The following is a 23,113-nucleotide window of genomic DNA, read 5'->3' as shown; positions in this document are numbered from 1 at the left end:
CCGTCGGAGGGGGACCTCGGTCCCGGGACGACGGGACACCTTCGCGGTGATCCTGCTCGCGTGACCCGTACGTACGTCCCGCTGACCGTGGCGCTCGCCGGGCTGCTCGCCTCGGCCTGGCTCGACGCGACGAACACCGACGCCGAGCGGGCGGCCGCCGACATCGGGTTCGCCTTCCCCGTGGCCTTGCCCGGGCTCGTGCTGGCCGCCTCGGCGACGTGGGTGCTGCGCGAGCGGCCGGGTGACGCCGTCGGCCGGGTGCTCGGCGTCGTCGCCGTCGTCTGGTCGATCGACGGGACGCTGTCCGGGTGGCTGGCCCACGGCTACGCGCACGACTCGGTGGGCACCGACGCCGCGTTCTGGTTCGTGGCCAGGTTCGGGGCGGTGCTGCTGTCGGGGCTGACCGCGCTGCTGCTGCTCTACCCGACCGGGCGGCTGCTCGGTGGCCGCTGGCGGCCCGTGTCGGCAGCGGCGCTGGCTGCGTCCTTCGCCCTGCCGGTGATGCTGGTGCTCGCACCGGACGACGTCGTCTACACGACGCCCGTGCCCGGGGTCTCGACCGAGCTCGTCACCCTTCCCGTGACGGACGCCGCGGCCGAGGCCCTCCTGCACCTCGGCCAGGTGCTGACGCTCGGGTCGGTCGCCGTCGCCGTCGCCCTCCTGTGGGTGCGGCACCGCCACGCCGACGCCCGCCAGCGGACCCAGCTCCGCTGGCTGCTGTGGGCCGGGATCATGTGTGTGCTGCTGGTCCTCGCGGGGGCCACGCTGTCGGTCAGCGGGGGCGTCACCACCGTCCTGCTGGACGTCGCGGTCATCACGCTCGCGGCGTCGCTGGGCATCGGCCTGGTCCGCCCCGACCTGGGCGACGTCGACGCCCTCGTGGCCTGGACCCTCACGACCGCGGCAGTGGCCGTGGCGGTCGTGGTGCTCGACCTCGCCGTGCTGGCCACGGGCACGGCCGTGCTGGGCGATCGGCTCGACGAGCGCGGGGTCACCCTCGTCGTGCTGGTGCTGGCGGTCGTCGTCTACGGACCGCTGCGCTCGTGGCTCGGGGACCACGTGCGCCGGGTGCTGCTGGGGCGGCGCGGTGACCGCTACGGCGCGGTCTCCCAGCTGGCCGCGCGGCTCGAGACGTCCGGCACCGTCGACGAGCAGCTGCCCGCCCTCGCCGGAGCGGTCGCCGAGACCTTCAAGGTCGGGCACGTCCGGGTGGACGTGCTCACGCCCGACGGAGGAGTGCTCTCCGCCTCGCACGGCAGACCCCCGGCTGACGTGCAGGAGATCGACATCGCCTACCAGGGCGAGCGCGTGGGAAGGCTGGCGCTGCCCGCCCAGGGCTTCCGCTCGATGCTGTCCCACCGCGACCAGGGCCTGCTGGTCGACCTCGTGCGCCAGGCCGCCGTGGCGATCCGCGCGCGGCTGCTGGCCACCGAGCTGCAGGAGAGCCGCGAGCGGCTGGTGCTGGGCCGCGAGGACGACCGGCGCCGGATCCGCCGGGACCTGCACGACGGGCTCGGACCGGCGCTCGGCGGCGTCGCACTCAGGCTGCAGGCGGCAGGCAACGCCATCGACACCGACCCCGCTCGGGCGCGCGAGCTCGTGGGCCTGGCCCGCACGGAGGTCAGCGACGCCCTCGACGACGTACGCCGCCTGGTGCACGACCTGCGCCCACCGGCGCTCGACGACCTCGGCCTGGAGGCGGCGGTCCGCCAGCAGGCGGACCGGGTGCGCTCCGAGCTCGACGTGACGGTGTCGGCCGACGGCACGACCAGGCTGCCGGCGGCCGTGGAGGTGGCGGCCTACCGGATCGTCGCCGAGGCACTGACCAACGTTGTCAAGCACGCCGGCGCCGATCGGGTCGACGTACGCCTCGTGGCGGGCGGCACCGCCCTGGACGTCACCGTCGCCGACGACGGGCGCGGCATCGGCGCCGACGTCACCGCCGGCGTCGGGCTGCTCTCGCTGCGCGAGCGTGCGGAGGAGCTCGGCGGTCGCTGCGAGGTCGTCTGCCCGGACACCGGGGGCACGACGGTGCACGCCGTGCTGCCGTACGGTCGCGGCACCGCGCCCGAGAGGAGCACCCCGTGAGCGACCCGACCGAGCCGATCCGGATGCTGATCGTCGACGACCACCCCGTCTACCGCGACGGACTGGCGTCGTTGCTCGACCCGCTCGACGGGATCGAGGTGGTCGCCCGGGCGGCCGACGGTGCGGAGGCCGTGTCGATGGTCGAGCAGCACCACCCCGACGTGGTGGTCATGGACGTGCAGATGCCGGTGATGAACGGCATCGACGCCACCCGCGCCATCGTGACCGCCCGCCCGGGGACCGGCGTGCTGGTCCTGACCATGGGCGAGGACGACGGCACGGTCCTGGCCGCGCTCCGGGCCGGCGCCCGCGGCTACCTCCGCAAGGGTGCCGAGCAGGAGGAGATCGTTCGCGCGGTGCAGACCGTGCACGGCGGCGGAGTCGTCTTCGGCGCCTCGCTGGCCGCGCGGATCGCCGAGGTCCTCGCTCCGGCATCTCGTCCCGAGCGCCCGTTCCCCGAGCTCACCGAACGCGAGACCGAGGTGCTCGACCTCATCGCCGCCGGTCGCAACAACGCGCAGATCGCCCAGCAGCTGTTCCTCTCCCCCAAGACCATCCGCAACAACATCACCAGCATCCTGGCCAAGCTGCAGGCCACCGACCGGGCCGACGTGATCGTCCGCGCGCGCGACGCCGGACTGGGCCGCGACGCCTGACGACTGACGAAGGGACCGTGCACCACTAGCCTCGGTCCATGGAGCGCAACGGAGCCGCCGAGTCCCGCGAGCAGGCCGACCGGCCCGGCCCCTTCGAGCGTTTCGTGGACGCCGTCAACGAGAAGGTCAGCCGGGCGCCCTTCTTCGCAGTCATCCTCGTGGCGCTGGCGGCCTGGGCGGTCAGCTACCCGCTCTGGAAGACCACCACGAAGTGGGAGCTGGCGCTCCACACCGGCTCGTCGATCCTCTCCCTGCTGCTCCTCGTCCTGCTCGAGAACGCCGGCCGTCGCTCGGAGGAGGCCGCGCAGGAGAAGCTCAACGTCCTGGCCGAGGCGCTCGCGGCCCTGATGGACTCACGCGCCGCCGACGACCCCGAGCTCGACGAGGCGGTCGGCAAGCTCCGCAGGGCCGTCGGCCTGGAGGAACGCCACTAGCCAGCGAGCAGCCGCAGCGTGGTCTCACGGTTCGGCGACGCCTGGACGTCGGTGCCCGCATGGGCGCCGGCGACCGGGTGCACCATCACCTCGTCGACGTCGTACGTCGCAGCCAGGTCCTGGACCTGCTTGCGCGCCTGGTCGGGATCACCGACCACCCAGCGCCCGGACATCGCGTTCCCGAAGGCCTGCTGCTCCGGCGTCATCTCGACCGCCTCGGCCTCCTCCACGAGGCGCTGCGGGTGCAGCGGCGAGCCGGTGCGCAGCGCAATCATCTGCTGGGCGTTGGGCAGCGCCTGCCGACGGGCCTCCTCCTCCGTCTCGGCGACGACGGCGTTGACGGTGAGGAACGTCCGCGGCTCGGGGTACTCCGGGGAGGGCTGGTAGGACGACCGGTAGAGGTCGAGGGCGACGCCCGTGCCCTCGCCCGAGAAGTGGTGGGCGAAGACGTAGGGCAGGCCCTTCTCGGCAGCGAGCCGCGCGGAGTAGTCCGACGACCCGAGCAGCCACATGTCGGCGACCGAGCGGGCCGACGGGGTCGCGCGCAACGGCTGGCGTCGCGGCCCGATCTGGAGCTCGACACCCTCGCTGCTCATCAGTGTCCGGATGTCCTCGACGTAGTCGGGGAACTTCGTCACGGCCTCGTCCGCCGACTCGGCACTGCTGCCGCGCAGGACGTACCTGGTCAGCGGGTCGGTGCCGGGCGCCCGGCCGATGCCGAGGTCGATCCGGCCGGGGAACGCGGCCTCGAGCAGCGCGAACTGCTCGGCCACGACCAGCGGCGCGTGGTTGGGCAGCATCACGCCGCCCGAGCCGACGCGGATCCGCGAGGTCGCCGAGGCGAGCATCGCGATCAGGACCGGCGGGTTGGTCGCCGCGACGGCCGGCATGTTGTGGTGCTCGGCGACCCAGTAGCGGCGGTAGCCGAGCTCGTCGGCGACCTGCGCGAGGCTCCGGGAGGCTGCGATCGCGTCGCCGGTGGTCTGGTCGCTGCGGACGGGGACGAGGTCCAGGACGGAGAGAGCAGTCACTGTCGGCCCAGCGTCCCCGAACCGCTCCTTATTCCACCGGGCCGCTGGTCGGATGTCGGTTGACCTCATGTCCACCTGAGGTCCTACCGTCGTCGCCGTGACGACGAGCACCCGTGACCCGCGCGAGCGGATCCTCTCCCCGGCCTACGCCGCGACCACGATCGGCCTGTTCTCGCTGATCGCCTTCGCCGCCTTCGAGTCGATGGCCGTCACCACGATCATGCCCACCGTGGCGCGCAGCCTGGACGGCTTCGACTACTACGCGCTGTCCTTCGCCGCGCCCTTCGCCAGCGGAGTGGTCGGCATGGTCGCCGCCGGCATCTGGGCCGACCGGCGCGGTCCGCTGATGCCGCTGGTGGCCTCGCTGGTCACGTTCTCGCTGGGGCTGGTGGTCTGCGGGACGGCCTCGGACATGGAGGTCTTCGTCCTCGGCCGCATCGTGCAGGGGCTGGGCGGCGGGCTGCTGACGGTGGTGGCCTACGTGCTGGTCGGGCTCGTCTACCCCCAGCGCCTGCAGGCCGCCATCTTCGCGGCGTTCGCCGCGGCATGGGTGCTGCCGGCGCTGTTCGGCCCCGGCGTGGCCGCGCTGGTCGCCTCCACGGTCGGCTGGCGCTGGGTGTTCCTCGGCATCGTCGCCCTCGTCGCGGTCGCGGCCGCGCTGGTCACCCCGACCGCCGGTCGGCAACCGGTGCCCGAGGCGCCCGGCCCCGCGTCGTGGGCACGTCTCGGCTGGTCCGTGCTCGCCGCCGCGGCGGTGCTGGCCCTCGAGCTGCTCGGGTCCGGCACCGGCCTCACCCTGGCCGCCGCGGCCGTGGCCTTCGTGCTCGTGGTCGTCGGCCTGCGCCCGCTGCTCCCGGCGGGGACGCTGACCGGCGGGCGCGGGCTGCCCTCGGTCATCGCGACCCGGGGCCTGCTGGCGGCGTCGTTCTTCTGCGCCGAGGCCTACATCGTCTACGTCCTCCAGGAGCGCTGGGAGCTCTCCCCCGGCCAGGCCGGCATCGCCCTCACCCTCGTCGGCGTGGTCTGGGCATCGTCCAGCCAGGCCTCGTCGCGCCTCGGCGAGCGCGTGTCCCACGGCACGGCGTTCCGCTTCGGCACGAGCGTGGTGCTCGTCGGCGTCGCCGCCATCGCGCTGGTGGTCTGGCTGCGCGGCCACGGCACCGGCGTGCCCGCGGCCGCGCCGGTGGCGGCCTACGTGTTCGCCAGCATCGGCATGGGCTTCGCCTACCCCCGCACCGGCGTCTCGATGCTCGCCTCGGCGACCGACGAGGACCGAGGATTCAACTCCTCGGCCCTCACGGTCGCCGACTCACTGGGCGCCGCGCTGGCACTCTCGGTGAGCGGCATCGCGTACGCCGCTGCGGTGCGCGCCGACGCCGACCCGTTCCCGGTCGTCTACCTGCTGGCCGTGGCCATCGGTGCCGTCGGCGTGGTCGCGGGCCGGCGCGCGGGTCAGGAGGCCTCGTCGAGCGTCGGGTAGTCGGTGTAGCCCTCGGCCCCTCCGCCGTAGAAGGTGTCGGGGTTGGGCTCGTTGAGCTCGGCGCCCGCACGCCACCGCACCGGCAGGTCGGGGTTCGCGAGGAACGGGCGTCCCACCACGACCGCGTCCGCGATGCCGGTCGCCAGCAGCTCCTCGACCGACTCCAGCGTGGTGACGTCGCCGAAGCCGTCGTTGAGCAGGACCACGCCGTCGAAGCGCTCGCGCAGGTCACGCACCAACGACTCGAGCGGCTCGAGCGGGCTGGCGAGCAGGCTGAGGTACGCAAGGCCGAGCGGGGCCACCGCGTCGACGACGGCGCGGTACGTCGCCTCGAGGTCCGGACCGATCTCCTCGCCGATGCCGTTGAACTGGTGACCGGGGCTGAGCCGGAGTCCCACCCGCTCGGCGCCGATCGCGTCGGCAACCGCGGTGACCACCTCGACGACGAAGCGCGCCCGGTTCTCCGGGGAGCCGCCGTAGACGTCGTCGCGCAGGTTGACGGTCGGGTCGAGGAACTGGTGCAGCAGGTAGCCGTTGGCGGCGTGCACCTCGACCCCGTCGAGACCGGCGGCGACGGCGTTGCGCGCGGCGGTGACGAAGTCGGCGACCAGGCCGGCGACCTCGTCGGTCTCCACCGCGCGAGGCACGTCGTGGGGCTTGGTGCCGTCGGCGGTCACCATCTCGCCGGGCGCCCGCACGGCGCTCGGCGCGACGGTCTCGACGCCCTCCTTGTTGTCGGCGTGGGCGATCCGCCCGGCGTGCATGAGCTGCGCGACGATGACACCGTCACGGGCGTGGACCGCGTCGGCGACGGCACGCCAGCCGGCGACCTGCTCGTCGGTGTAGAGGCCCGGGACGTTCAGGTAGCCCTGCCCGACCTGGCTCGGCGCGGTGCCCTCCGTGATCAGCAGCCCGGCGCCGGCCCGCTGCGCGTAGTACTCCGCGTTGAGGCTCGTGGGGGCGTTGCCCGCGCCGGCACGGTTCCGGGTCAGCGGTGCCATCACGAAGCGCTGCGGGAGCGTCCAGGGGCCGACGGAGAGGGGCTCGAATGCGTGGGACATGAGGAGAAGTGCCTCCAGTGGTTGAGGACTGTACGACCTCCTCAGCCGCCCCGGCGCCGTCGATGTTCCCCATCGAGAGATGACTCACAGCCCGCAAGCGGACACTCGCTGACCTGATACCGACCTACCGTCCGACCATGGACATGAAGCTCGAGCTGGTGATGGTGCCCGTGACGGACGTCGACCGGGCAAAGGCGTTCTACGAGAAGGTCGGCTTCCACGCCGATCACGACCAGACGGTCAGCGAGGAGGTCCGCTTCGTGCAGCTGACCCCTCCGGGCTCCGCGTGCTCGATCGCGATCGGACGTGGGCTGACCGAGATGGCGCCAGGGTCGCTCGACAACCTGCAGGCGGTCGTCGCCGACGCCGATGCGGCCCACGCCGACCTGGTGGCGCGCGGCATCGAGGCGAGCGGGATCGACGACCAGCCGTGGGGCCGTTTCCTCCAGCTCCGCGACCCCGACGGCAACCGCTGGACGCTCCAGCAGCTGCCCGACCGGTCGGCCGACGCCTGAGCCCTCGGACAGGCGGCGTCCCCACAGGTGGTCGAGCAGCTCGCGAGTGCAGAGAGCGGCGTATCGAGCCTCACGTCCGAGCATCACTCGCCTGTTCGAAAACAGTTGTCCACAGTGTCGTTCTCGCAGGTCAGAGTGTCGGTGGCCCGTCATAGAATGAACCCATGACAGTCACGCTCCACGACCTCGACGCGGAGGCCATCCTGGCCGCGGCGACCGAGGCCGAGCGTGCCGCACGGTTGGCGGAGGTGCGCAAGCTCGAGCTCCTGTCCGCCTGGGCGGCGGTCCACTCGACCGACCCGACCCAGGGCCCGGATGGTCGGGTCGCCCGTCGCGTGGGCAACGTGCTCCGCCAGGTCGGCGGGGAGGGCACGCCGGGCGTGCAGGACTTCTGCCTCGGCGAGATCGCCCTCGCCCGTGGTGCTGGCGTGACCGCGACCAGCAACTTGCTCGCCGACGTCCTCGACCTCGAGCACCGGCTGCCCCTGACCTGGGCGGTGACCAGGCGCGGTGAGTGCGAGCCGTGGGTGGCTCGGCGCGTGGCCAGGCTTTCCCGCCACCTGCCGGCCGCCAACGTCCACGTGGTCGACGCCGCGGTCTCGCGCATGATCGCCACCGAAGGCATCGGCCGGGTCCTCGAGGTCGCCTCGGCCAAGGTCATCGAGGCCGACACCGAGCTGCACGAGGAGCGCTGCGAGGCCGAGCGCCGACGCCGCTACGTCGGCCTCGGTCGCACCGACGAGCACGGCCTGCGCACCCTCATCGCCCGCCTCGAGGCCGGCGACGCGGCCGCCGTCGACGCCATCGTCCACCGCGTGGGCGAGATCATCGCGCGGCGCCATCCCGAGGCGCACCCCGACGAGCTCCGTGCCATCGCCTTCGGCTGGCTCGCCCGCCCCACCGAGCTGCTCACGCTGCTCCTCGAGCACGCCGAGCCCGAGCCCGAGCCCGAGCCAGACCTCGAGGCTGACCTCGGGCCCGACGTCGACGGCCCGGACGAGCCGCATGCCCCATCCCGTCCGCGTGCCTACGCCTTCCCCGCCGACCTCCTCGACGCGCTCCGCGACCTCGACCTCAACCGCCTGGCACCCAAGGCAGTGCTCCACGTCCACCTCCACGAAGCCGTCCTCAACGGCGCTGCCGGCGTCGCCCGCATCGAGGGCTTCGGCCCGGTCACCATGACCCAGCTCGCCGAGCTCCTGCGCCGCTTCGACGTGAAGGTCCAACCCGTCAAGGACCTCTCCTCCAGGGTCCGCTACACCGCCTACGAGCACCCCGAGACCCTGCGCGACCAGGTCCACCTCGTCACCGGCGGCGACTACTGGCCCTACGCCTCCTCCACCAGGCGCAACGTCGACCTCGACCACCCGACGCCATACGACCACGGGGACGATGGTCGAGATCCCCCGCCGGACCAGACCGGCGCACACAACTCCGGCCCCCTCGGCCGACGACACCACCGCTGGAAGACGCACGCGGGCTACCAGTCACGCCAGTGCGGCGAAGGCCGCTACGTCTGGCTCACTCCCCACGGTCAGGGCTTCCTCGTCGACCACACCGGCACCCACCGCATCCACCCCGAGCACGCGCGGATGATCCTCGACGCCCCACCCGGCGTCGACCTCTATGTGGCCTGAGGTCGGTGGGGCGTAGCCGGCGACGAGACACCAGCTCGCCGCGTCTGACCGCCGCTGGGCATTGACGGATTCGCGACAGTGCCGGGGCTCGAGGTCCCTGACACGGGTCGCCATTCACCACCCAGTGCGGCCGCACTACCTCGCATGTACCGTCCGTTCATGACCGATCCGTGGGGGAAGTGGTGGCCGATCGGACGCGCCAAGGAAGTTGAGCGGCTCCAGGCACAAGCGCGGCTGCGCGAGAGGCTGGACGCTGTCGAGAGCGACATCACGTCGATTCGATCTAGCCTGGCCTCGGCTCCGCCGCCGTCTCACGACTCGAGTGAGTCGGGTCGTAGCGAGAAAGGCGCGGCTGAGCGGGCCAACTGGATAGCAGCAGTCGTATGCCTTGCGTCTTTCATTGCATGCATCATCGCCGCGTATCAGGCGAGCATCTCCAAGTCCGAGGCCGCCGCCGCTGAAGACCAGGCCAGATCGGCGGCAAAGGAAGCCAAGATCGCCCAGCGACAGCTGACTGCCAACCAGCGGCAGTCGGACTGGGGCGTGGTCAGCGGGATACAGGTGAACGTCGACGAGGACGAGTTGCGGATCGACAACAGGTCCAAGGTCGCGTTGATGTCGACAGGCACGTGGCTCGTCGGCGACATATCGGGCTCTCGCAGCCTCGACATGCTCCTCGTGGAGGTGAACGGCATCCCCGCCTGCAGTGCGGTAACCGTGCCGATGGAGAGCATCCTGTCCGACGTTGCGGTCGTTCCCCGGTATGAGTTCGCTCCACCCACTTCGAAGTGGCCGGCATTCACCGGGGCGTACTTGTTCGTGAACACTCCCGCCGGGGGCCTGTACTCGACTTCTTCCAGCGGCGGCGTCGTCGACCACCAGCAGATACGAGCCCTGCGGCAATCCGATCCGAACTACGGCAGTGGAAACGGCCCCCTCCCGTGGGACGACCCGGCGCGAATCGTGTGGGTCCCTGACACGTTCTGGGAGTTCTCCGAGCAGCAGATCGGTCAAGTCGGCCGGCCGCTCTATGCCGGCGCACCGCTCCTCGGCCGAAGCGACGGAACCTCGGTCGAGTCGATCTCCTGCAGGTGAGCCACTAGGGCCCTGCTGACTCGGGCTCGGCGGGACTCATCAGTCGAGTGGTCAGCATCGCGCGTTCCACTGCAGTCCGCCCGTCCTCCAACCCTCGCCGATCACCCATCCCCCGCCACCCCTCCGGGTGAGCTTCCGCCTGGCACATCACGCCAGACGCCGTCGTCTGTCGGAGACTGGTCCTCCGCCGACGACAAGCCGACGACAAGGACCTGCATGCAGCGCCCGGACCTCCAGACGATCCGCCGCAGGATCGAGCCCGGGCGACTGGTGCTCGGTTCGGCGCTCGAGCTGTTCATCCGGGCGTACGGCGCCGCGGCGGCGCTGAGCGTCGCACTGAGCGACTCGGAGACGACCGGCGGCAAGGTGCACGACGCGGTCCGGGCGGTGCCCAACCTCGTGGACAAGTACCACGAGGCGTCCTACGTCATCAGCCACCGCGAAGAGATCCAGGCCGCTGTCACCTACCTCAACGAGCACACCCTTCCCCAGGACGAGCTCCAGCGGACCGCGGACGAGAGCCTGCGCACGCTCGGCGCCATCGAGACGACGTACGACGAGGTGGGCGCCGCACGCGACGTGCTCCAGCTCGACGGGATCAGCGGCACGATCGACAACGTGCGCGAGGCGATCGGGCACATCGGCAACGCCTACAGCTCCCGGCCCGACCTCGACTCGCTGCGGCAGCTGGCGGAGGTGGCCGACCAGGTCGAGCCGTTCAAGCAGCAGGTCGACGTGCTGATCCCGGTCTACTACGGCAACGTCTTCACCCTGACCGACAACTTCGCCGGCGACGAGATCGTCTCGACGATCTTCGTCATGCTGCTCGCCCTCGGGGTGGCCGCCGTCGTCGGTGGCGCCGTCGGCTTCTGGGTCCGGCGGGGCCGGCCCGGCCTGGTCGCCACCCTGGTGCAGGCGCTCGGCGCACGGGTCTTCCGACGGTGGTACGTCGAGCACCTGCCCTACGCCCTCACCCCGCCGCTGTACGACGCCGCGCGCGAGCACCTGCAGCGCGAGATCCTGGCGGACCCGGAGCGCGCCCTCGACCCCGAGGCCCTCGCCGAGCTCGAGGAGTGGTTCGCGGCCCGGGACCGCGACTGATCAGACCAGCTGGGGCTGCGTCTTCTCCCGCACCTCGTCCTCAGTGACGCCCGGCGCCAGCTCGACGAGCCGGAGCGCGCGCTCGCCGAGGGTGCCGGAGGGTGCGACCTCCCCGGTCGTCGGGTCGATCACGTCGATGACGGCGAGGTCGGTGATGATCCGCTGCACCACGCGCTTGCCGGTGTAGGGGAGGTCGCACTCGTCGAGGATCTTCAGCGAGCCGTCCTTGGCGGTGTGCTCCATCAGCACGATCACCCGCTTGGCGCCGTGGACCAGGTCCATCGCGCCGCCCATGCCCTTGACCATCTTGCCGGGGATCATCCAGTTGGCGATGTCGCCGTTGGCCGACACCTGCATGGCGCCGAGGATCGCGGCGTCGATCTTGCCGCCGCGGATCATCCCGAACGACTGTGCGGAGTCGAAGAACGAGGCGCCCTTGCGCAGCGTCACCGTCTCCTTTCCAGCGTTGATCAGGTCGGGGTCCTCCTCGCCCTCATAGGGGTACGCCCCCACGCCGAGGATGCCGTTCTCGCTCTGCAGCACCAGCTCCACGTCGTCGGCGACGTAGTTGGGCACCAGCGTCGGCAGCCCGATGCCGAGGTTGACGTAGGACCCGTCCTTCAGCTCGCTCGCAGCCCGGGCCGCCATCTCCTCACGACTCCAGCTCATCTCAGCCTCCCAGTCCGTGCGTCGCTGCGTCGTCGACCAGCGCGTCCCCCGCTGGGCGGGGGCGCGTCGTGACCTTCTCGATCCGCTTGTCCGCCGCCTGCTCGGCCGTGAGCTCCACGACCCGCTGGACGTAGACGCCCGGGGTGTGGACCTCGGCCGGGTCGATCTCGCCCGGCTCGACGAGGTGCTCGACCTCGGCGATGGTGATGCGACCGCACATCGCGGCGAGCGGGTTGAAGTTGCGCGCCGACTGGCGGAAGACGAGGTTGCCGTGGCGGTCGCCCTTCCAGGCCCGCACCAGCCCGAAGTCGGCGACGATCGCCTCCTCGAGGACGTACTCCTTGTCCCCCTCGGCCGTGGAGAAGACCTTGGTCTCCTTCGGCGGCGACGACACGACGACGTTGCCGTCGGCGTCGTACTTCCACGGCAGGCCGCCCTCGGCGACCTGGGTGCCGACACCGGTGGCAGTGTAGAAGGCCGGGATGCCCGATCCGCCGGCCCGCATCCGCTCGGCGAGCGTGCCCTGGGGGGTGAGCTCGACCTCGAGCTCGCCGTGCAGGTACTGGCGGGCGAACTCCTTGTTCTCCCCGACGTAGGAGGAGATCATCCGGCGCAGCCGCTTCTGGAACAGCAGCCGGCCCAGGCCCCACTCGTCCACGCCACAGTTGTTGGAGACCGCCTCGAGGTCGGTGGTGCCGGCCTCGAGCAGCGCGTCGATGAGGACCGAGGGGATGCCGCACAGTCCGAAACCGCCGACGGCGATGGTCGCGCCGTCCGGGATGTCGGCGACCGCGTCGGCCGCCGAGGTGACCACTTTGTCCATGCCCGGCACCCTAGCGGCCATGTGATCGGCACCACTGTGTGGGCCGGAGCCACTCTTCACAGGCCGACGTGTGGCTGGCGGACCCTCGCTATCGTGGGCACTGTGACCGCTCCAACCGATCGGCCGGTCGACTGGCCCCGCGTGCGGCTGCACGTGGTCACGGGCAAGGGCGGGACCGGGAAGTCGACGGTGGCCGCCGCGCTCGCGATGGCGCTGGCCACCACCGGGCGCAACGTCCTGCTCTGCGAGGTCGAGGGCCGCCAGGGCATCGCGCGGATGTTCGACACCGACCCCCTCCCCTACGAGGAGCGCCGCATCACCAAGGGCGCACCCGACACCGACGGCCGCGCCGGTCAGGTCCACGCGCTCCACATCGACCCGGAGTCGGCGCTGCTGGAGTACCTCTCGATGTACTACAAGCTCGGTCGCGCCGGGAAGGCGCTCGACCGCTTCGGTGTCGTCGACTTCGCCACGACGATCGCTCCCGGCGTGCGCGACGTGCTGCTCACCGGCAAGGTCTACGAAGCCGTCCAGCGCCCGCGCGGCGGACGCCACAAGGACCAGATCACCTACGACGCCGTGGTGCTCGACGCGCCGCCCACCGGCCGGATCTGCCAGTTCCTCGGCGTGAACTCCGAGCTCGCGGGGCTGGCCAAGGTCGGCCCGATCAAGACCCAGGCCGACAAGGTGATGGAGCTGCTGCGCTCGGACCGCACGGCAGTGCACGTGGTGACGATCCTCGAGGAGATGCCGGTGCAGGAGACCCACGACGGGATCGCCGAGCTGCGCGCCGCCGGCCTGCCCGTCGGCGGCATCGTGGTCAACCTGGTCCGCCCGCGGGACCTCAGCGCCGGTGCGCTGGCCCAGGTGCGCGGCAACCGCGTCGACCCCACCGCCGTCGCCTCGGACCTCGCCCGCGCCAAGGTCGACGTCGACGCCGACCTGGTCACCTCGCTCGTCGACGAGGCGCGTGACCACGCCGTACGCCGTCAGCTCGAGGACGAGCAGCGGGAGCTGGTCGCCGAGGAGGGGCTGCCCACCTACGAGCTGCCCCGGCTGGCCGGCGGCATCGACCGGGGCGCGCTCCTCGAGCTGGCCCAGCTCCTCCGAAGGCAGGGGATGGCATGACGACTGCTCCCCCGCTCGACGTCGACGCCCTGCTCGACGACCCGCACACCGAGATCATCGTGTGCTGCGGCTCGGGCGGCGTCGGCAAGACCACCACGTCCGCGGCGCTCGCCCTGCGGGCGGCCGAGCGCGGCCGCAAGGTCGTGGTGCTCACCATCGACCCGGCCCGCCGGCTCGCGCAGTCGATGGGCATCGAGCAGCTCGACAACACCCCGCGGCCGGTGCCGGCCGTCGACGGCGCGGCCGGCGGCTCGCTCGACGCGATGATGCTCGACATGAAGCGCACCTTCGACGAGGTGGTGGAGAGCCAGGCCAGCCCGGAGAAGGCCCGCCAGATCCTGGACAACCCGTTCTACGTCGCGCTCTCGAGCTCCTTCGCCGGGACCCAGGAGTACATGGCGATGGAGAAGCTCGGCCAGCTGCACCGGGACGCCCGGCAGGACGGCACCTACGACCTGATCGTGGTCGACACACCGCCCTCGCGCTCGGCGCTGGACTTCCTCGACGCCCCGGAGCGGCTCTCCAGCTTCCTCGACGGCCGCTTCATCCGCCTGCTCCTCGCCCCGGCGCGCGGCCCGGCGAGGCTGATGACGGCAGGGCTCTCGGTGGTGACCAACGCGCTGACCAAGGTGCTCGGCGCCCAGGTGCTGCGCGACATGCAGACGTTCGTCGCCGCCTTCGACACCCTCTTCGGCGGCTTCCGCCAGCGCGCCGACCAGACCTTCGCGCTGCTGCAGGCCGACGGCACGGCGTTCCTCGTGATCGCCGCGCCGGAGCCGGACGCGCTGCGCGAGGCGGCGTACTTCGTCGACCGGCTCACCGATGACGACATGCCGCTCGCCGGGCTGGTGGTCAACCGGGTCAGCCCGTCGGCACGCACCGAGCTCTCGGCCGAGGCGGCGATCACCGCCGCCGACCGGCTCCGGTCGAGCGACTCCTCGTCACTGACCGCCGGCCTGCTGCGGCTGCACGCCGACCGGGTGCGGATCATCGAGCGCGAGCAGCACCTGCGCGAGCGCTTCGCCGCCTCGCACCCCGCCGTGCCGACCGCGGTCGTGCCGGCGATGGCCGGCGACGTCCACGACCTCGACGGTCTGCGAGCGATCGGAGAGCTGCTCGCCGACGGGGGCTGAGGATCAGGCGTTGACGGCGGGCGACTCGACCTTGGTACGCGCGGTCTCGAGGATGGAGCGCCACGAGGAGCCCGGGCGGCGGCGGAGCAGCGCACGGCGCTCACGCTCGGTCATCCCGCCCCAGACGCCCCACTCGATCTGGTTGTCCAGCGCCTCGGCCAGGCACTCGGTGCGAACCGGGCAGCCGGCACAGACCTGCTTGGCCTTGTTCTGCTCGGCGCCACGCACGAAGAGAGCGTCAGGCGTGTCGCCCTTGCATGCGGCGCGTGCTGCCCAGTCCTCGACCCACATTGTCATTCCCCACGATCTTTGTGCGAGCCAGCCGGCCGCCCCCATAGCGGCCATTCCCGACTCGACTTGAAAAGTAAACGAATCGCCGGGTCGGCATCAGGACCAGGTGGCTCAATTCGCATAGTCCAATGTGACTAGGTCCCAGCGCGCGCGTAATTCAGGTGGTATGGCCCCGCCCCCGTACCCTGTGGACATGTCTTCCCGCCCTGAGCGCCCCGACGGACGCCCCGAAGCCGGTCGCATCGCCTCCCACCTCGCGGTGATGGGTGCGGTCGCGGTGGTCATGGGCGTCCTCACCGCCTGCCTCGCGATCCCGTTCGCCGGCCTGGTCGGCGTGGCCGCCAAGGACGTCAGCAAGGGGATGGTCAACCTCCCCGAGTCGCTCGAGGCCAAGGACCTGTCGCAGAAGACGCGCATCTACGACGTCAACGGCAACCCCATCGCCTCGCTCTACGACCAGAACCGGATCAACGTCCCGCTCAAGTCGATCTCGCGGCCAATGGTGAAGGCCATCGTGGCGATCGAGGACTACCGCTTCTACGACCACGGTGCGCTCGACCTCAAGGGCACGCTCCGCGCGTTCATCACGAACCAGGCCAACGGCGGCGCCGTCCAGGGTGGTTCCTCGATCACCCAGCAGATGGTGAAGCAGACGTTGCTCTACCAGGCGGAGACCGACGAGGAAAAGGCCGCCGCGACCGAGGAGACCTACGCGCGCAAGATCCGCGAGCTCCGCTACGCCATCGCCTTCGAGAAGAACCACACCAAGGACTGGATCCTCGAGCGCTACCTCAACATCGCCTACTTCGGCGACGGCGCCTTCGGCGTCCAGTCGGCCGCCCGTCACTTCTTCTCCAAGAACGCCAGCAAGCTCAACCTGCTCGAGTCCGCGACGCTCGCCGGGCTGGTGAAGAACCCGGTCGGCTACGACCCGATCGACAACCCCGAGCGGGCCGAGAGCCGCCGCAACACCGTGCTCGACCGGCTCGCGCAGCTCGGCGTGCTGACGGAGAAGAAGGCCGAGCGCCTGAAGAAGACGCCGATCGGCAAGACGCTGAAGATCGAGACCGCACCCAACGGCTGCCAGCAGTCGCAGGCGCCGTTCTTCTGCGACTACGTCGTCAACTGGCTGCTCAAGGACCCCGTGCTCGGCGACACGCCCAAGGAGCGGCGCCGCACGCTCAACAACGGCGGCCTGACGATCCACACCACGATCGACCTCGACATGCAGAAGGCCGCCGACGACTCGGTCAAGGCCCACGTCTACCAGACCGACCAGGCGATCGGCGGGCTGGCGATGGTCGAGCCCGGCAGCGGCGACGTACGTGCGCTGGCCCAGTCGCGGCCGATGGGCAAGGACAAGAAGGGCGGGGAGACCTACCTCAACTACACCGTCCCGAAGAAGTACGGCGACGCCAACGGCTTCCAGGCCGGCTCGACGTTCAAGCTCTTCGTCCTCGCGTCCGCCATCAACCAGGGCATCCCGCTGAGCACTAGCATCCCCTCCCCGCAGACGATGCACTTCGACGACTGGGACTTCGAGACCTGCGACGGTCCCTACGCCGGCGACCAGAAGGGCTGGGACCCGGAGAACTCCACCGGCGCCGGCACCTACGACCTCTACTCCGGCACCCAGCACTCGGTGAACACGTTCTTCGCCCAGCTGGAGACGCGCACCGGGATGTGCGAGCCGCTGCAGCTCGCCGCCGACATGGGCGTCAAGGTCCCGAAGGCCCAGCAGGTGCCGTCGTGGATCCTCGGCGTCTCCGACGCCGACCCGCTGACGATGGCGCAGGCCTACGCCACCTTCGCCGCACGCGGCCTGCACTGCGACCCCCGCCCGGTCACCGCGGTGCTCGACTCCTCGGGCCAGACGCTCAAGGAGTTCAGCTCCCAGTGCGAGCAGGTGATGCCGGGCGCCACCGCCGACGCGGTGAACTCGATCCTCCGCGGCGTCATGGAGCCGGGCGGCTTCGGCCAGAACATCGCCATCGACAAGCCGTCGGCGGGCAAGACCGGCACCAACAACAGCAACATGGCCGTGTGGTTCGTCGGCTACACCCCCAAGCTCGCCACCGCAGCCATGGTCGCCGGAGCCAACGAGTTCGGCGAGTGGGTCACCCTCAACGGCCAGTCCGTGGGCGGCACCTACATCAGCAGCGCCTTCGGCTCGACCGTCGCAGGCCCGATCTGGGGCGACGCGATGTCGGCGATCTCGGCCAAGCTCCCCTACGAGGACTTCCAGGCACCGCCCGGCGACGAGATCGCCGGCGTGCTGGTCTCCGTCCCCGACGTCGCCGGCCAGTCCGTCGAGGCGGCCACCCAGCAGCTCCAGGCGGCCGGGTTCACCGTCTCTGACGGCGGCCAGGTCAACTCCGAGGTGGGCGAGGGGCTCGTCGCCTACACCTCCCCCGGCGGCGGCACGGCGCTGAGCAGCGGCGACACCGTCGTCCTCTACACCTCCACCGGCTACGTCCCGCCGCCGTCCAACGGCAACAAGGGCGGCGGCAAGGGCAAGGGCAAGGGCGGCAAGGGCCGACGCTGACCGGGCCCTTCGTCCCCGTCAGCCCAGCTGGCGGCGCACCTCGGCGGCGACCGTGCCGCCGTCGGCACGGCCCTTGACCTGCGGGGTCACGACGCCCATCACCTTGCCCATGGCCCGCATGCCCTCGCCGGCCGCACCGGTCTGGGCGATGGCAGCGGACACCAGGTCAGCAATCTCCGCCTCGCTGAGCTGGGCGGGGAGGTACTCGGCGATGACCTCGCCCTCGGCGGCCTCCTTGGCTGCCATCTCCGTGCGGCCGCCCTCCTCGAAGGCGACGGCGGCCTCGCGGCGGCGCTTGGCCTCGGTCGACAGCACGCCGATGATGTCGTCGTCGGAGAGCTCGCGGGCCTCCTTGCCGGCGACCTCGGCGTTGGTGATGGAGGTCAGCACCATCCGCAGCGTCGAGGAGCGCAGCTCGTCACGGGCCTTGATGGCGGTGGTGAGGTCGGCGCGCAGGCGGTCCTTGAGAGCACTCATGCGGCCATTGTGGCAGCCTTGCCGGGTGGCCCTCCTCCCCGTTCTCGGACGCACCCTCAGCCGCACCGTCGCGTTCGGCGCGGTGGCCGGTGCCGGCCTGGCGTCGTACGCCGCGTGGGAGGCCCGCCAGTACACCCTGCGCCGGGTGACCGTGCCGCTCCTCCCGGCCGGCCACGCTCCCCTGAAGGTGCTTCACCTCAGCGACATCCACATGGCGCCCGACCAGCGGGCGAAGCAGGAGTGGCTGCGCGGGCTGGCCGCGCTGGAGCCGGACCTGGTGATCGACACCGGTGACAACCTCTCCCACCAGCGCGCGGTCCCGGTGGTGCTCGACGCCCTGGGCGGGCTCCTCGACGTGCCCGGGGTCTACGTGCTGGGTTCCAACGACTACTACGCGCCGGGCTTCCGCAACCCCTTCGCCTACCTGCTGCCCGACACCGGCAAGCGCAACACCTCGGTGCCCCAGCTGCCGTGGCCCGACCTCAAGGACCGCTTCAACCAGGCCGGCTGGCTGGACCTGACCAACGGCTTCGGGTCGCTGACGGTGGGCGGCACCTCGATCGCGTTCGCCGGGGTCGACGACCCGCACCTGGGCTACGACGAGCTCGAGCGCGTCGCCGGTCCGGCCGACCCGACGGCCGACCTGCGGCTCGCGGTCAGCCACGCGCCGTACCTCCGTGTGCTCGACCAGTTCGCCGCCGACGGCTACGACGCGATCATCGCCGGCCACACGCACGGCGGGCAGGTGTGCCTCCCCGGCGGGCGCGCCCTCACCACCAACTGCGACCTCGAGCCCGAACGGGCCCGCGGGCTGCACCGCCACCCCGCGCGCTCGGCGCCGGGCGACGCGGGCTCGGCCTGGCTGCACGTGTCGGCCGGGCTCGGCACCAACCCCTACGTCCGCTTCCGGGTCGCCTGCCGTCCCGAGGCGACGCTGCTGACCCTCGTCCCCTCCACCGAACCCTCCTGAATCGAGGCCCTCCGTGCCACTCGTCCGGGTCACCAACTTCACCGTCTCCCTCGACGGCTTCGGGGCCGGCGAGCCCCAGTCGCTGGAGGCGCCCTTCGGGCACGCCGGGATGCGGCTCCACCAGTGGATGTTCGCCACGTGGGAGGACGACGCCCCGACCGGGATCGACGCGGTCTGGGCACAGCGGTGGGACGTCGGCTTCGGCGCGGAGATCATGGGCGCCAACAAGTTCGGTCCGCCGGGCTGGCAGGACGACCCCGACTGGCGCGGGTGGTGGGGTGAGGACCCGCCGTTCCACACTCCGACGTACGTCCTCACGCACCGGCCGCGCGAGCCGCTCGAGATGGAGGGCGGCACGACCTTCCACTTCCTCAGCACGTCGCTCCCCGAAGCGCTGGCCATCGCCCAGGAGGCCGCTGGCGACCTCGACGTCCGCATCGGCGGGGGCGCGACCACGGTGCGCGACTTCGTGGCCGCCGGCCTGGTCGACCACCTGCACGTCGTCGTGGCGCCGATCCTGCTGGGGCACGGCACCCGGCTGTGGGACGGGCTGGCCGGCCTGGAGGAGGCCTTCGCGATCGAGGCGGTGTCCTCGCCGACCGGAGTGGTGCACCTCAGCCTCAGCCGCAGGCCCTCGTCCTGAGCCCACGCCTCCGGGGCGATTTCGGAGCGACCTGATCGCTCCGGTATGCTCGCCCGCGTTGCCCGACCGGATCCCCGGAACGGGCGGCGGGCTGTGGCGCAGCTTGGTAGCGCGCCTCGTTCGGGACGAGGAGGCCGCAGGTTCAAATCCTGTCAGCCCGACATCCGGAGCCCCCGGACCCACATCGCTGGGTCCGGGGGCTCCTGTCATGTGGCACCCTGCCCCCATGGCCGACACGCCGGACGACGGACCCTCCCTGGAGATGCCCTCCTTCTCGCTGCGGCGCCGCAAGCGTGAGCCCGAGGACACCGCGCCGGAGCCGGAGCCTGCGGTCCCCGAGCCGGAGCCCGTGGCTCCCGAGCCGGTCGTGCCTCAGCCTGAGCCCACCCCGGTCGTCCCCGAGCCGACACAGGTGATCCCTGAGCCGCAGCTGCACGACGAGCCGGAGGCGGAGGACGTCGGGAGGCGCCGGGCACGGATCGCTCCCCCGGTCACCGGCCTGCCGGCGGCGCTGCTCGTCGGACTGCTCGTCGGACTGCTCGCCGTGGCGTACGCCTGGCTCACCGGCGTCGGCTGCGAGGCCGTGCGGGGTACGTCGGCCTGCGGCGGGGCGGCGGGCCTTCCACTCCTGCTGGCCGGCCTCGTGCTCCTCGCGTGGGTCGGCGCGCTCCTGCTGCGGTTCTTCGGGGTCGCCGACCCGGGCTCCACCAGCATCCTCGCCGTCGGCGTCCTGTCCGTGCTGGTGATGCTGTTCCTGCTCGACGCCCTCGACCAGTGGTGGGCGCTCGTGGCCGTCCCGGTGCTGGCCGTGGCCGGCTACGCGCTCTCGTGGTGGGTCACCGCGTCGGTCGTCGGCGACGACGCCGGGGCCGCGGTCCCGGAGCCGCACGACGTCCGCTGAGGGGTTGTCAGCCGGGGATCACTGACGAGGCAGGCGGTCAGCGCGCGGCGGCGATCAGCTCGGCGATCTGCACGGTGTTGAGCGCCGCGCCCTTGCGGAGGTTGTCGTTGCTGATGAACAGCGCCAGCCCGCGGTCGTCGGGCACGCCCGGGTCCTGGCGCAGCCGGCCGACGTAGGACGGGTCCTTGCCGGCCGCCTTGAGCGGCGTCGGCACGTCGGTGAGCTCCACGCCCTCGGCGGACGCGAGGATCTCGCTGGCGCGCTGCGGGGTCATCGGCCGCTCGAACTCGGCGTTGACCGCCAGCGAGTGGCCGGTGAAGACCGGGACCCGCACGCAGATGCCGGAGACCAGCAGGTCGGGCAGGCCGAGGATCTTGCGCGACTCGTGCCGCAGCTTCTGCTCCTCGTCGGTCTCGTTGAGCCCGTCGTCGACGATCGAGCCGGCCATCGGCAGGACGTTGTAGGCGATCGGCTCGACGTACTTCACCGGCTCCGGGAACGCGATCGCCGAGCCGTCGTAGGCCAGCTCGCGAGCCTTGTCTCCCGCCTCGGCCACGCCATGGGCGAGCTCCTCGACGCCGGCGACGCCCGAGCCGGACACGGCCTGGTAGGTGGAGACGATGAGGCGGGTCAGGCCGGCCTCGTCGTGGAGAGGCTTCAGGACCGGCATCGCCGCCATGGTCGTGCAGTTGGGGTTGGCGATGATGCCCCGCCCGGCCTCGATCACCGCAGCCATCGCGTCGGGGTTGACCTCCGAGACGACCAGCGGGATGTCGGGGTCCTTGCGGAACGCCGAGGAGTTGTCGACGACGATCACGCCGGCCTCGACGAACTTCGGCACGAGCGCCCGCGAGGTGGTGGCCCCTGCTGAGAACAGCGCGATGTCGAGGCCGCTCGGGTCGGCGGTCTCGGCGTCCTCGACGGTGATCTCGCGGTCACCGAACGGCAGCACCGTGCCGGCCGAGCGCGAGGAGGCGAAGAAGCGGACCTGGTCGGCCGGGAAGGCGCGCTCGAGCAGGATCTGGCGCATCGCGACGCCGACCTGCCCGGTGGCACCGACGATGCCGATGTTCACGAGGCTCATCGGCCGGTGCCTCCGTAGACCACGGCCTCGACCTCGTCGGCGTCGAGGTCGAACGCCGAGTGGGTGGCCCGCACGGCGTCGTCCACGGCGTTCTCGTCGACGACGACCGAGATGCGGATCTCGGAGGTGGAGATCATCCCGATGTTGACGCCGGCCGAGGCCAGGGCACCGAAGAACTTCGAGGTGATGCCGGGGTGGGAGCGCATGCCGGCGCCGATCAGCGAGACCTTGCCGATCTTGTCGTCGTAGAGAAGCTTGTCGTAGCCCACCTCGCCCTGGATCCGCGCGAGCGCGGTCATCGCGGTCTGCCCGTCGGTGCGCGGCAGCGTGAACGAGATGTCGGTCAGGCTCGTGGCTGCGGCGGAGATGTTCTGCACGATCATGTCGAGGTTGATCTGCGCGTCGGCCAGCGCCTCGAAGATGCGAGCCGCCTCTCCGACCTTGTCGGGCACGCCGACGACGGTGATCTTGGCCTCGCTGCGGTCGTGGGCGACACCGGCGATGATGGGCTGTTCCATGGTCTCTTCCTCGGTTCCTGCGGGCGTCGGGTCGTTGACGACCCAGGTGCCCTGGAGCTGGCTGAACGACGAGCGGACGTGGATCGGGATGCCGTAGCGACGGCCGTACTCCACGCAGCGCAGGTGCAGGATCTTCGCGCCGCAGGCGGCCAGCTCGAGCATCTCCTCGTAGGAGACCTTGTCGAGCTTGCGGGCGCTCGGCACGATCCGCGGGTCGGCGGTGAAGACACCGTCGACGTCGGTGTAGATCTCGCACACGTCGGCCTCGAGCGCCGCCGCGAGCGCGACCGCGGTGGTGTCGGTGCCGCCGCGGCCGAGCGTGGTGATCTCCTTGGTGTCGGCGGAGACACCCTGGAAGCCGGCCACGATGACGATGTGGCCCTCGCCGATGGCCTGGGTGATCCGGCCCGGCGTGATGTCGATGATCTTGGCCTTGCCGTGCACCGAGTCGGTGATCACGCCGGCCTGCGAGCCCGTGAAGGACCGGGCGGTGAACCCCAGGTCGCTGATCGCCATCGCGACGAGCGCCATCGAGATGCGCTCGCCCGCGGTGAGCAGCATGTCCATCTCGCGCGCCGGCGGCAGCGGCGAGACGCCGTTGGCCAGGTCGTAGAGGTCGTCGGTCGTGTCGCCCATGGCGGAGACGGCGACGACGACGTCGTGACCGGACTTCTTGACCTCCACGATGCGCCGCGCGACGCGCTTGATGGCGTCGGCGTCGGCGAGCGAGGAGCCGCCGTACTTCTGCACGACAATGCCCACGGTTGGTCCTCGGGGATCGGGGTGCGGCCGTCGGGGGCCGCGTGCGTCTGACGTGCCCTCCGGCGCCCTTG

General features: G+C 71.5%; 22 protein-coding genes and 1 tRNA gene. 15 read left to right on the top strand and 8 right to left on the bottom strand.

Annotated features, from left to right (window positions below):
- Positions 1 to 60: 60 nt before the first annotated feature.
- Genes ASC64_RS20245 through ASC64_RS20235 form a run of 3 tightly spaced genes read left to right on the top strand, consistent with a single transcriptional unit; the run spans position 61 to position 3,178 of the window.
- Positions 61 to 2,088 carry a sensor histidine kinase gene (locus ASC64_RS20245; protein WP_056909353.1) on the top strand — a complete coding sequence of 676 codons (2,028 nt, stop codon included), beginning with the start codon at positions 61 to 63 and terminating at the stop codon, positions 2,086 to 2,088.
- Entirely contained in the window at positions 2,085 to 2,744 is a 660-nt protein-coding gene (locus ASC64_RS20240; protein WP_235563851.1) for a response regulator, read from the top strand. Before ASC64_RS20245 ends, ASC64_RS20240 begins: the two co-directional genes overlap by 4 nt.
- 38 nt (positions 2,745 to 2,782) lie before the next feature.
- Positions 2,783 to 3,178 carry a low affinity iron permease family protein gene (locus ASC64_RS20235; protein WP_056909352.1) on the top strand — a complete coding sequence of 132 codons (396 nt, stop codon included), beginning with the start codon at positions 2,783 to 2,785 and terminating at the stop codon, positions 3,176 to 3,178.
- Here ASC64_RS20235 and ASC64_RS20230 read toward each other — a convergent pair.
- Positions 3,175 to 4,209, bottom strand: coding sequence for an LLM class flavin-dependent oxidoreductase (locus ASC64_RS20230; RefSeq protein WP_056909351.1), 1,035 nt, complete (start codon positions 4,207 to 4,209; stop codon positions 3,175 to 3,177). The two genes, ASC64_RS20235 and ASC64_RS20230, sit on opposite strands and share 4 nt — an antisense overlap.
- Before the next feature lie 97 nt (positions 4,210 to 4,306).
- On the opposite strand from ASC64_RS20230, the gene ASC64_RS20225 reads away from it, so the two are divergent.
- Positions 4,307 to 5,689, top strand: coding sequence for an MFS transporter (locus ASC64_RS20225; protein ID WP_082550676.1), 1,383 nt, complete (start codon positions 4,307 to 4,309; stop codon positions 5,687 to 5,689).
- Here the strand turns inward: ASC64_RS20225 and ASC64_RS20220 are convergent.
- Positions 5,662 to 6,750, bottom strand: coding sequence for an alkene reductase (locus ASC64_RS20220; protein WP_056909350.1), 1,089 nt, complete (start codon positions 6,748 to 6,750; stop codon positions 5,662 to 5,664). The genes ASC64_RS20225 and ASC64_RS20220 overlap by 28 nt on opposite strands.
- A 137-nt stretch (positions 6,751 to 6,887) precedes the next feature.
- Between ASC64_RS20220 and ASC64_RS20215 the strand changes: the two genes are divergently transcribed.
- The 4 genes from ASC64_RS20215 (at position 6,888) to ASC64_RS20200 (ending at position 11,098) form a co-directional block, all read left to right on the top strand.
- Positions 6,888 to 7,265, top strand: a complete 378-nt coding sequence (locus ASC64_RS20215; protein ID WP_056909349.1) for a VOC family protein — start codon at positions 6,888 to 6,890, stop codon at positions 7,263 to 7,265.
- A 164-nt stretch (positions 7,266 to 7,429) separates the two neighbouring features.
- Complete coding sequence (locus ASC64_RS20210; RefSeq protein ID WP_056909348.1) at positions 7,430 to 8,902, top strand: hypothetical protein; 1,473 nt, start codon at positions 7,430 to 7,432, stop codon at positions 8,900 to 8,902.
- A gap of 159 nt (positions 8,903 to 9,061) precedes the next feature.
- Positions 9,062 to 9,997 (top strand): hypothetical protein, encoded by a 936-nt coding sequence (locus tag ASC64_RS20205; RefSeq protein WP_056909347.1) that lies wholly within the window; start codon positions 9,062 to 9,064, stop codon positions 9,995 to 9,997.
- Between the two features lie 216 nt (positions 9,998 to 10,213).
- The gene (locus tag ASC64_RS20200; RefSeq protein ID WP_056909346.1) at positions 10,214 to 11,098 is read left to right on the top strand and encodes a hypothetical protein; all 885 of its coding nucleotides are present in this window, start codon (positions 10,214 to 10,216) and stop codon (positions 11,096 to 11,098) included.
- Here ASC64_RS20200 and ASC64_RS20195 read toward each other — a convergent pair whose 3' ends face one another.
- Together ASC64_RS20195 and ASC64_RS20190 are read right to left on the bottom strand one after the other, a co-directional pair.
- Positions 11,099 to 11,767: a CoA transferase subunit B gene (locus ASC64_RS20195; RefSeq protein ID WP_056909345.1), complete on the bottom strand. Its 669-nt coding sequence runs from the start codon at positions 11,765 to 11,767 to the stop codon at positions 11,099 to 11,101.
- Between the two features lies 1 nt (position 11,768).
- Positions 11,769 to 12,590, bottom strand: coding sequence for a CoA transferase subunit A (locus ASC64_RS20190; protein WP_056909344.1), 822 nt, complete (start codon positions 12,588 to 12,590; stop codon positions 11,769 to 11,771).
- A gap of 102 nt (positions 12,591 to 12,692) precedes the next feature.
- Here ASC64_RS20190 and ASC64_RS20185 point away from each other — a divergent pair, with 102 nt between their 5' ends.
- Together ASC64_RS20185 and ASC64_RS20180 are read left to right on the top strand one after the other, a co-directional pair.
- The gene (locus ASC64_RS20185) at positions 12,693 to 13,718 is read left to right on the top strand and encodes an ArsA-related P-loop ATPase (protein WP_235563850.1); all 1,026 of its coding nucleotides are present in this window, start codon (positions 12,693 to 12,695) and stop codon (positions 13,716 to 13,718) included.
- Positions 13,715 to 14,851 (top strand): ArsA family ATPase, encoded by a 1,137-nt coding sequence (locus ASC64_RS20180; RefSeq protein ID WP_056909342.1) that lies wholly within the window; start codon positions 13,715 to 13,717, stop codon positions 14,849 to 14,851. Before ASC64_RS20185 ends, ASC64_RS20180 begins: the two co-directional genes overlap by 4 nt.
- A 3-nt stretch (positions 14,852 to 14,854) precedes the next feature.
- Here the strand turns inward: ASC64_RS20180 and ASC64_RS20175 are convergent, their stop codons facing one another.
- On the bottom strand, positions 14,855 to 15,142 hold the full coding sequence (locus ASC64_RS20175; RefSeq protein ID WP_056909341.1) for a WhiB family transcriptional regulator: 288 nt from the start codon (positions 15,140 to 15,142) through the stop codon (positions 14,855 to 14,857).
- Positions 15,143 to 15,335: 193 nt separating this feature from the next.
- On the opposite strand from ASC64_RS20175, the gene ASC64_RS20170 reads away from it, so the two are divergent.
- Positions 15,336 to 17,687 carry a transglycosylase domain-containing protein gene (locus ASC64_RS20170; protein WP_162245825.1) on the top strand — a complete coding sequence of 784 codons (2,352 nt, stop codon included), beginning with the start codon at positions 15,336 to 15,338 and terminating at the stop codon, positions 17,685 to 17,687.
- Positions 17,688 to 17,705: 18 nt separating this feature from the next.
- On the opposite strand, the gene ASC64_RS20165 is transcribed toward ASC64_RS20170, so the two are convergent.
- Positions 17,706 to 18,164, bottom strand: coding sequence for a GatB/YqeY domain-containing protein (locus tag ASC64_RS20165; RefSeq protein ID WP_056909340.1), 459 nt, complete (start codon positions 18,162 to 18,164; stop codon positions 17,706 to 17,708).
- Positions 18,165 to 18,189: 25 nt separating this feature from the next.
- On the opposite strand from ASC64_RS20165, the gene ASC64_RS20160 reads away from it, so the two are divergent.
- The 4 genes from ASC64_RS20160 to ASC64_RS20145 all read left to right on the top strand — a co-directional run bounded on the left by ASC64_RS20160 (position 18,190) and on the right by ASC64_RS20145 (position 20,678).
- Positions 18,190 to 19,134, top strand: coding sequence for a metallophosphoesterase (locus tag ASC64_RS20160; RefSeq protein ID WP_235563849.1), 945 nt, complete (start codon positions 18,190 to 18,192; stop codon positions 19,132 to 19,134).
- 13 nt (positions 19,135 to 19,147) lie between these two features.
- A complete protein-coding gene (locus ASC64_RS20155; protein WP_056909339.1) occupies positions 19,148 to 19,777 on the top strand; it encodes a dihydrofolate reductase family protein in 630 nt (209 codons plus the stop codon).
- An 87-nt stretch (positions 19,778 to 19,864) separates the two neighbouring features.
- Positions 19,865 to 19,938, top strand: a tRNA-Pro gene (locus ASC64_RS20150).
- A gap of 65 nt (positions 19,939 to 20,003) precedes the next feature.
- Positions 20,004 to 20,678, top strand: a complete 675-nt coding sequence (locus ASC64_RS20145; RefSeq protein WP_056909338.1) for a hypothetical protein — start codon at positions 20,004 to 20,006, stop codon at positions 20,676 to 20,678.
- A 37-nt stretch (positions 20,679 to 20,715) separates the two neighbouring features.
- On the opposite strand, the gene ASC64_RS20140 is transcribed toward ASC64_RS20145, so the two are convergent.
- Both ASC64_RS20140 and ASC64_RS20135 read right to left on the bottom strand, forming a co-directional pair.
- The gene (locus tag ASC64_RS20140) at positions 20,716 to 21,762 is read right to left on the bottom strand and encodes an aspartate-semialdehyde dehydrogenase (protein WP_056909337.1); all 1,047 of its coding nucleotides are present in this window, start codon (positions 21,760 to 21,762) and stop codon (positions 20,716 to 20,718) included.
- Positions 21,759 to 23,042 (bottom strand): aspartate kinase, encoded by a 1,284-nt coding sequence (locus ASC64_RS20135; protein ID WP_056909336.1) that lies wholly within the window; start codon positions 23,040 to 23,042, stop codon positions 21,759 to 21,761. Before ASC64_RS20135 ends, ASC64_RS20140 begins: the two co-directional genes overlap by 4 nt.
- Positions 23,043 to 23,113 lie beyond the last annotated feature (71 nt).

The sequence above is a fragment of the Nocardioides sp. Root122 genome, from assembly GCF_001425025.1.
In the GTDB taxonomy this organism is placed as follows: Bacteria; Actinomycetota; Actinomycetes; order Propionibacteriales; family Nocardioidaceae; genus Nocardioides.
This window is presented reverse-complemented; position numbering and strand designations above follow the sequence as displayed.

Coding starts and splice junctions, on each gene's coding strand:
- ASC64_RS20235 (WP_056909352.1), top strand. CDS start 2,783: ATGGAGCGCAACGGAGCCGCCGAGTCCCGCGAGCAGGCCGACCGGCCC.
- ASC64_RS20220 (WP_056909350.1), bottom strand. CDS start 6,750: ATGTCCCACGCATTCGAGCCCCTCTCCGTCGGCCCCTGGACGCTCCCG.
- ASC64_RS20215 (WP_056909349.1), top strand. CDS start 6,888: ATGGACATGAAGCTCGAGCTGGTGATGGTGCCCGTGACGGACGTCGAC.
- ASC64_RS20210 (WP_056909348.1), top strand. CDS start 7,430: ATGACAGTCACGCTCCACGACCTCGACGCGGAGGCCATCCTGGCCGCG.
- ASC64_RS20205 (WP_056909347.1), top strand. CDS start 9,062: ATGACCGATCCGTGGGGGAAGTGGTGGCCGATCGGACGCGCCAAGGAA.
- ASC64_RS20200 (WP_056909346.1), top strand. CDS start 10,214: ATGCAGCGCCCGGACCTCCAGACGATCCGCCGCAGGATCGAGCCCGGG.
- ASC64_RS20195 (WP_056909345.1), bottom strand. CDS start 11,767: ATGAGCTGGAGTCGTGAGGAGATGGCGGCCCGGGCTGCGAGCGAGCTG.
- ASC64_RS20190 (WP_056909344.1), bottom strand. CDS start 12,590: ATGGACAAAGTGGTCACCTCGGCGGCCGACGCGGTCGCCGACATCCCG.
- ASC64_RS20180 (WP_056909342.1), top strand. CDS start 13,715: ATGACGACTGCTCCCCCGCTCGACGTCGACGCCCTGCTCGACGACCCG.
- ASC64_RS20175 (WP_056909341.1), bottom strand. CDS start 15,142: ATGTGGGTCGAGGACTGGGCAGCACGCGCCGCATGCAAGGGCGACACG.
- ASC64_RS20170 (WP_162245825.1), top strand. CDS start 15,336: ATGTCTTCCCGCCCTGAGCGCCCCGACGGACGCCCCGAAGCCGGTCGC.
- ASC64_RS20165 (WP_056909340.1), bottom strand. CDS start 18,164: ATGAGTGCTCTCAAGGACCGCCTGCGCGCCGACCTCACCACCGCCATC.
- ASC64_RS20145 (WP_056909338.1), top strand. CDS start 20,004: ATGGCCGACACGCCGGACGACGGACCCTCCCTGGAGATGCCCTCCTTC.
- ASC64_RS20140 (WP_056909337.1), bottom strand. CDS start 21,762: ATGAGCCTCGTGAACATCGGCATCGTCGGTGCCACCGGGCAGGTCGGC.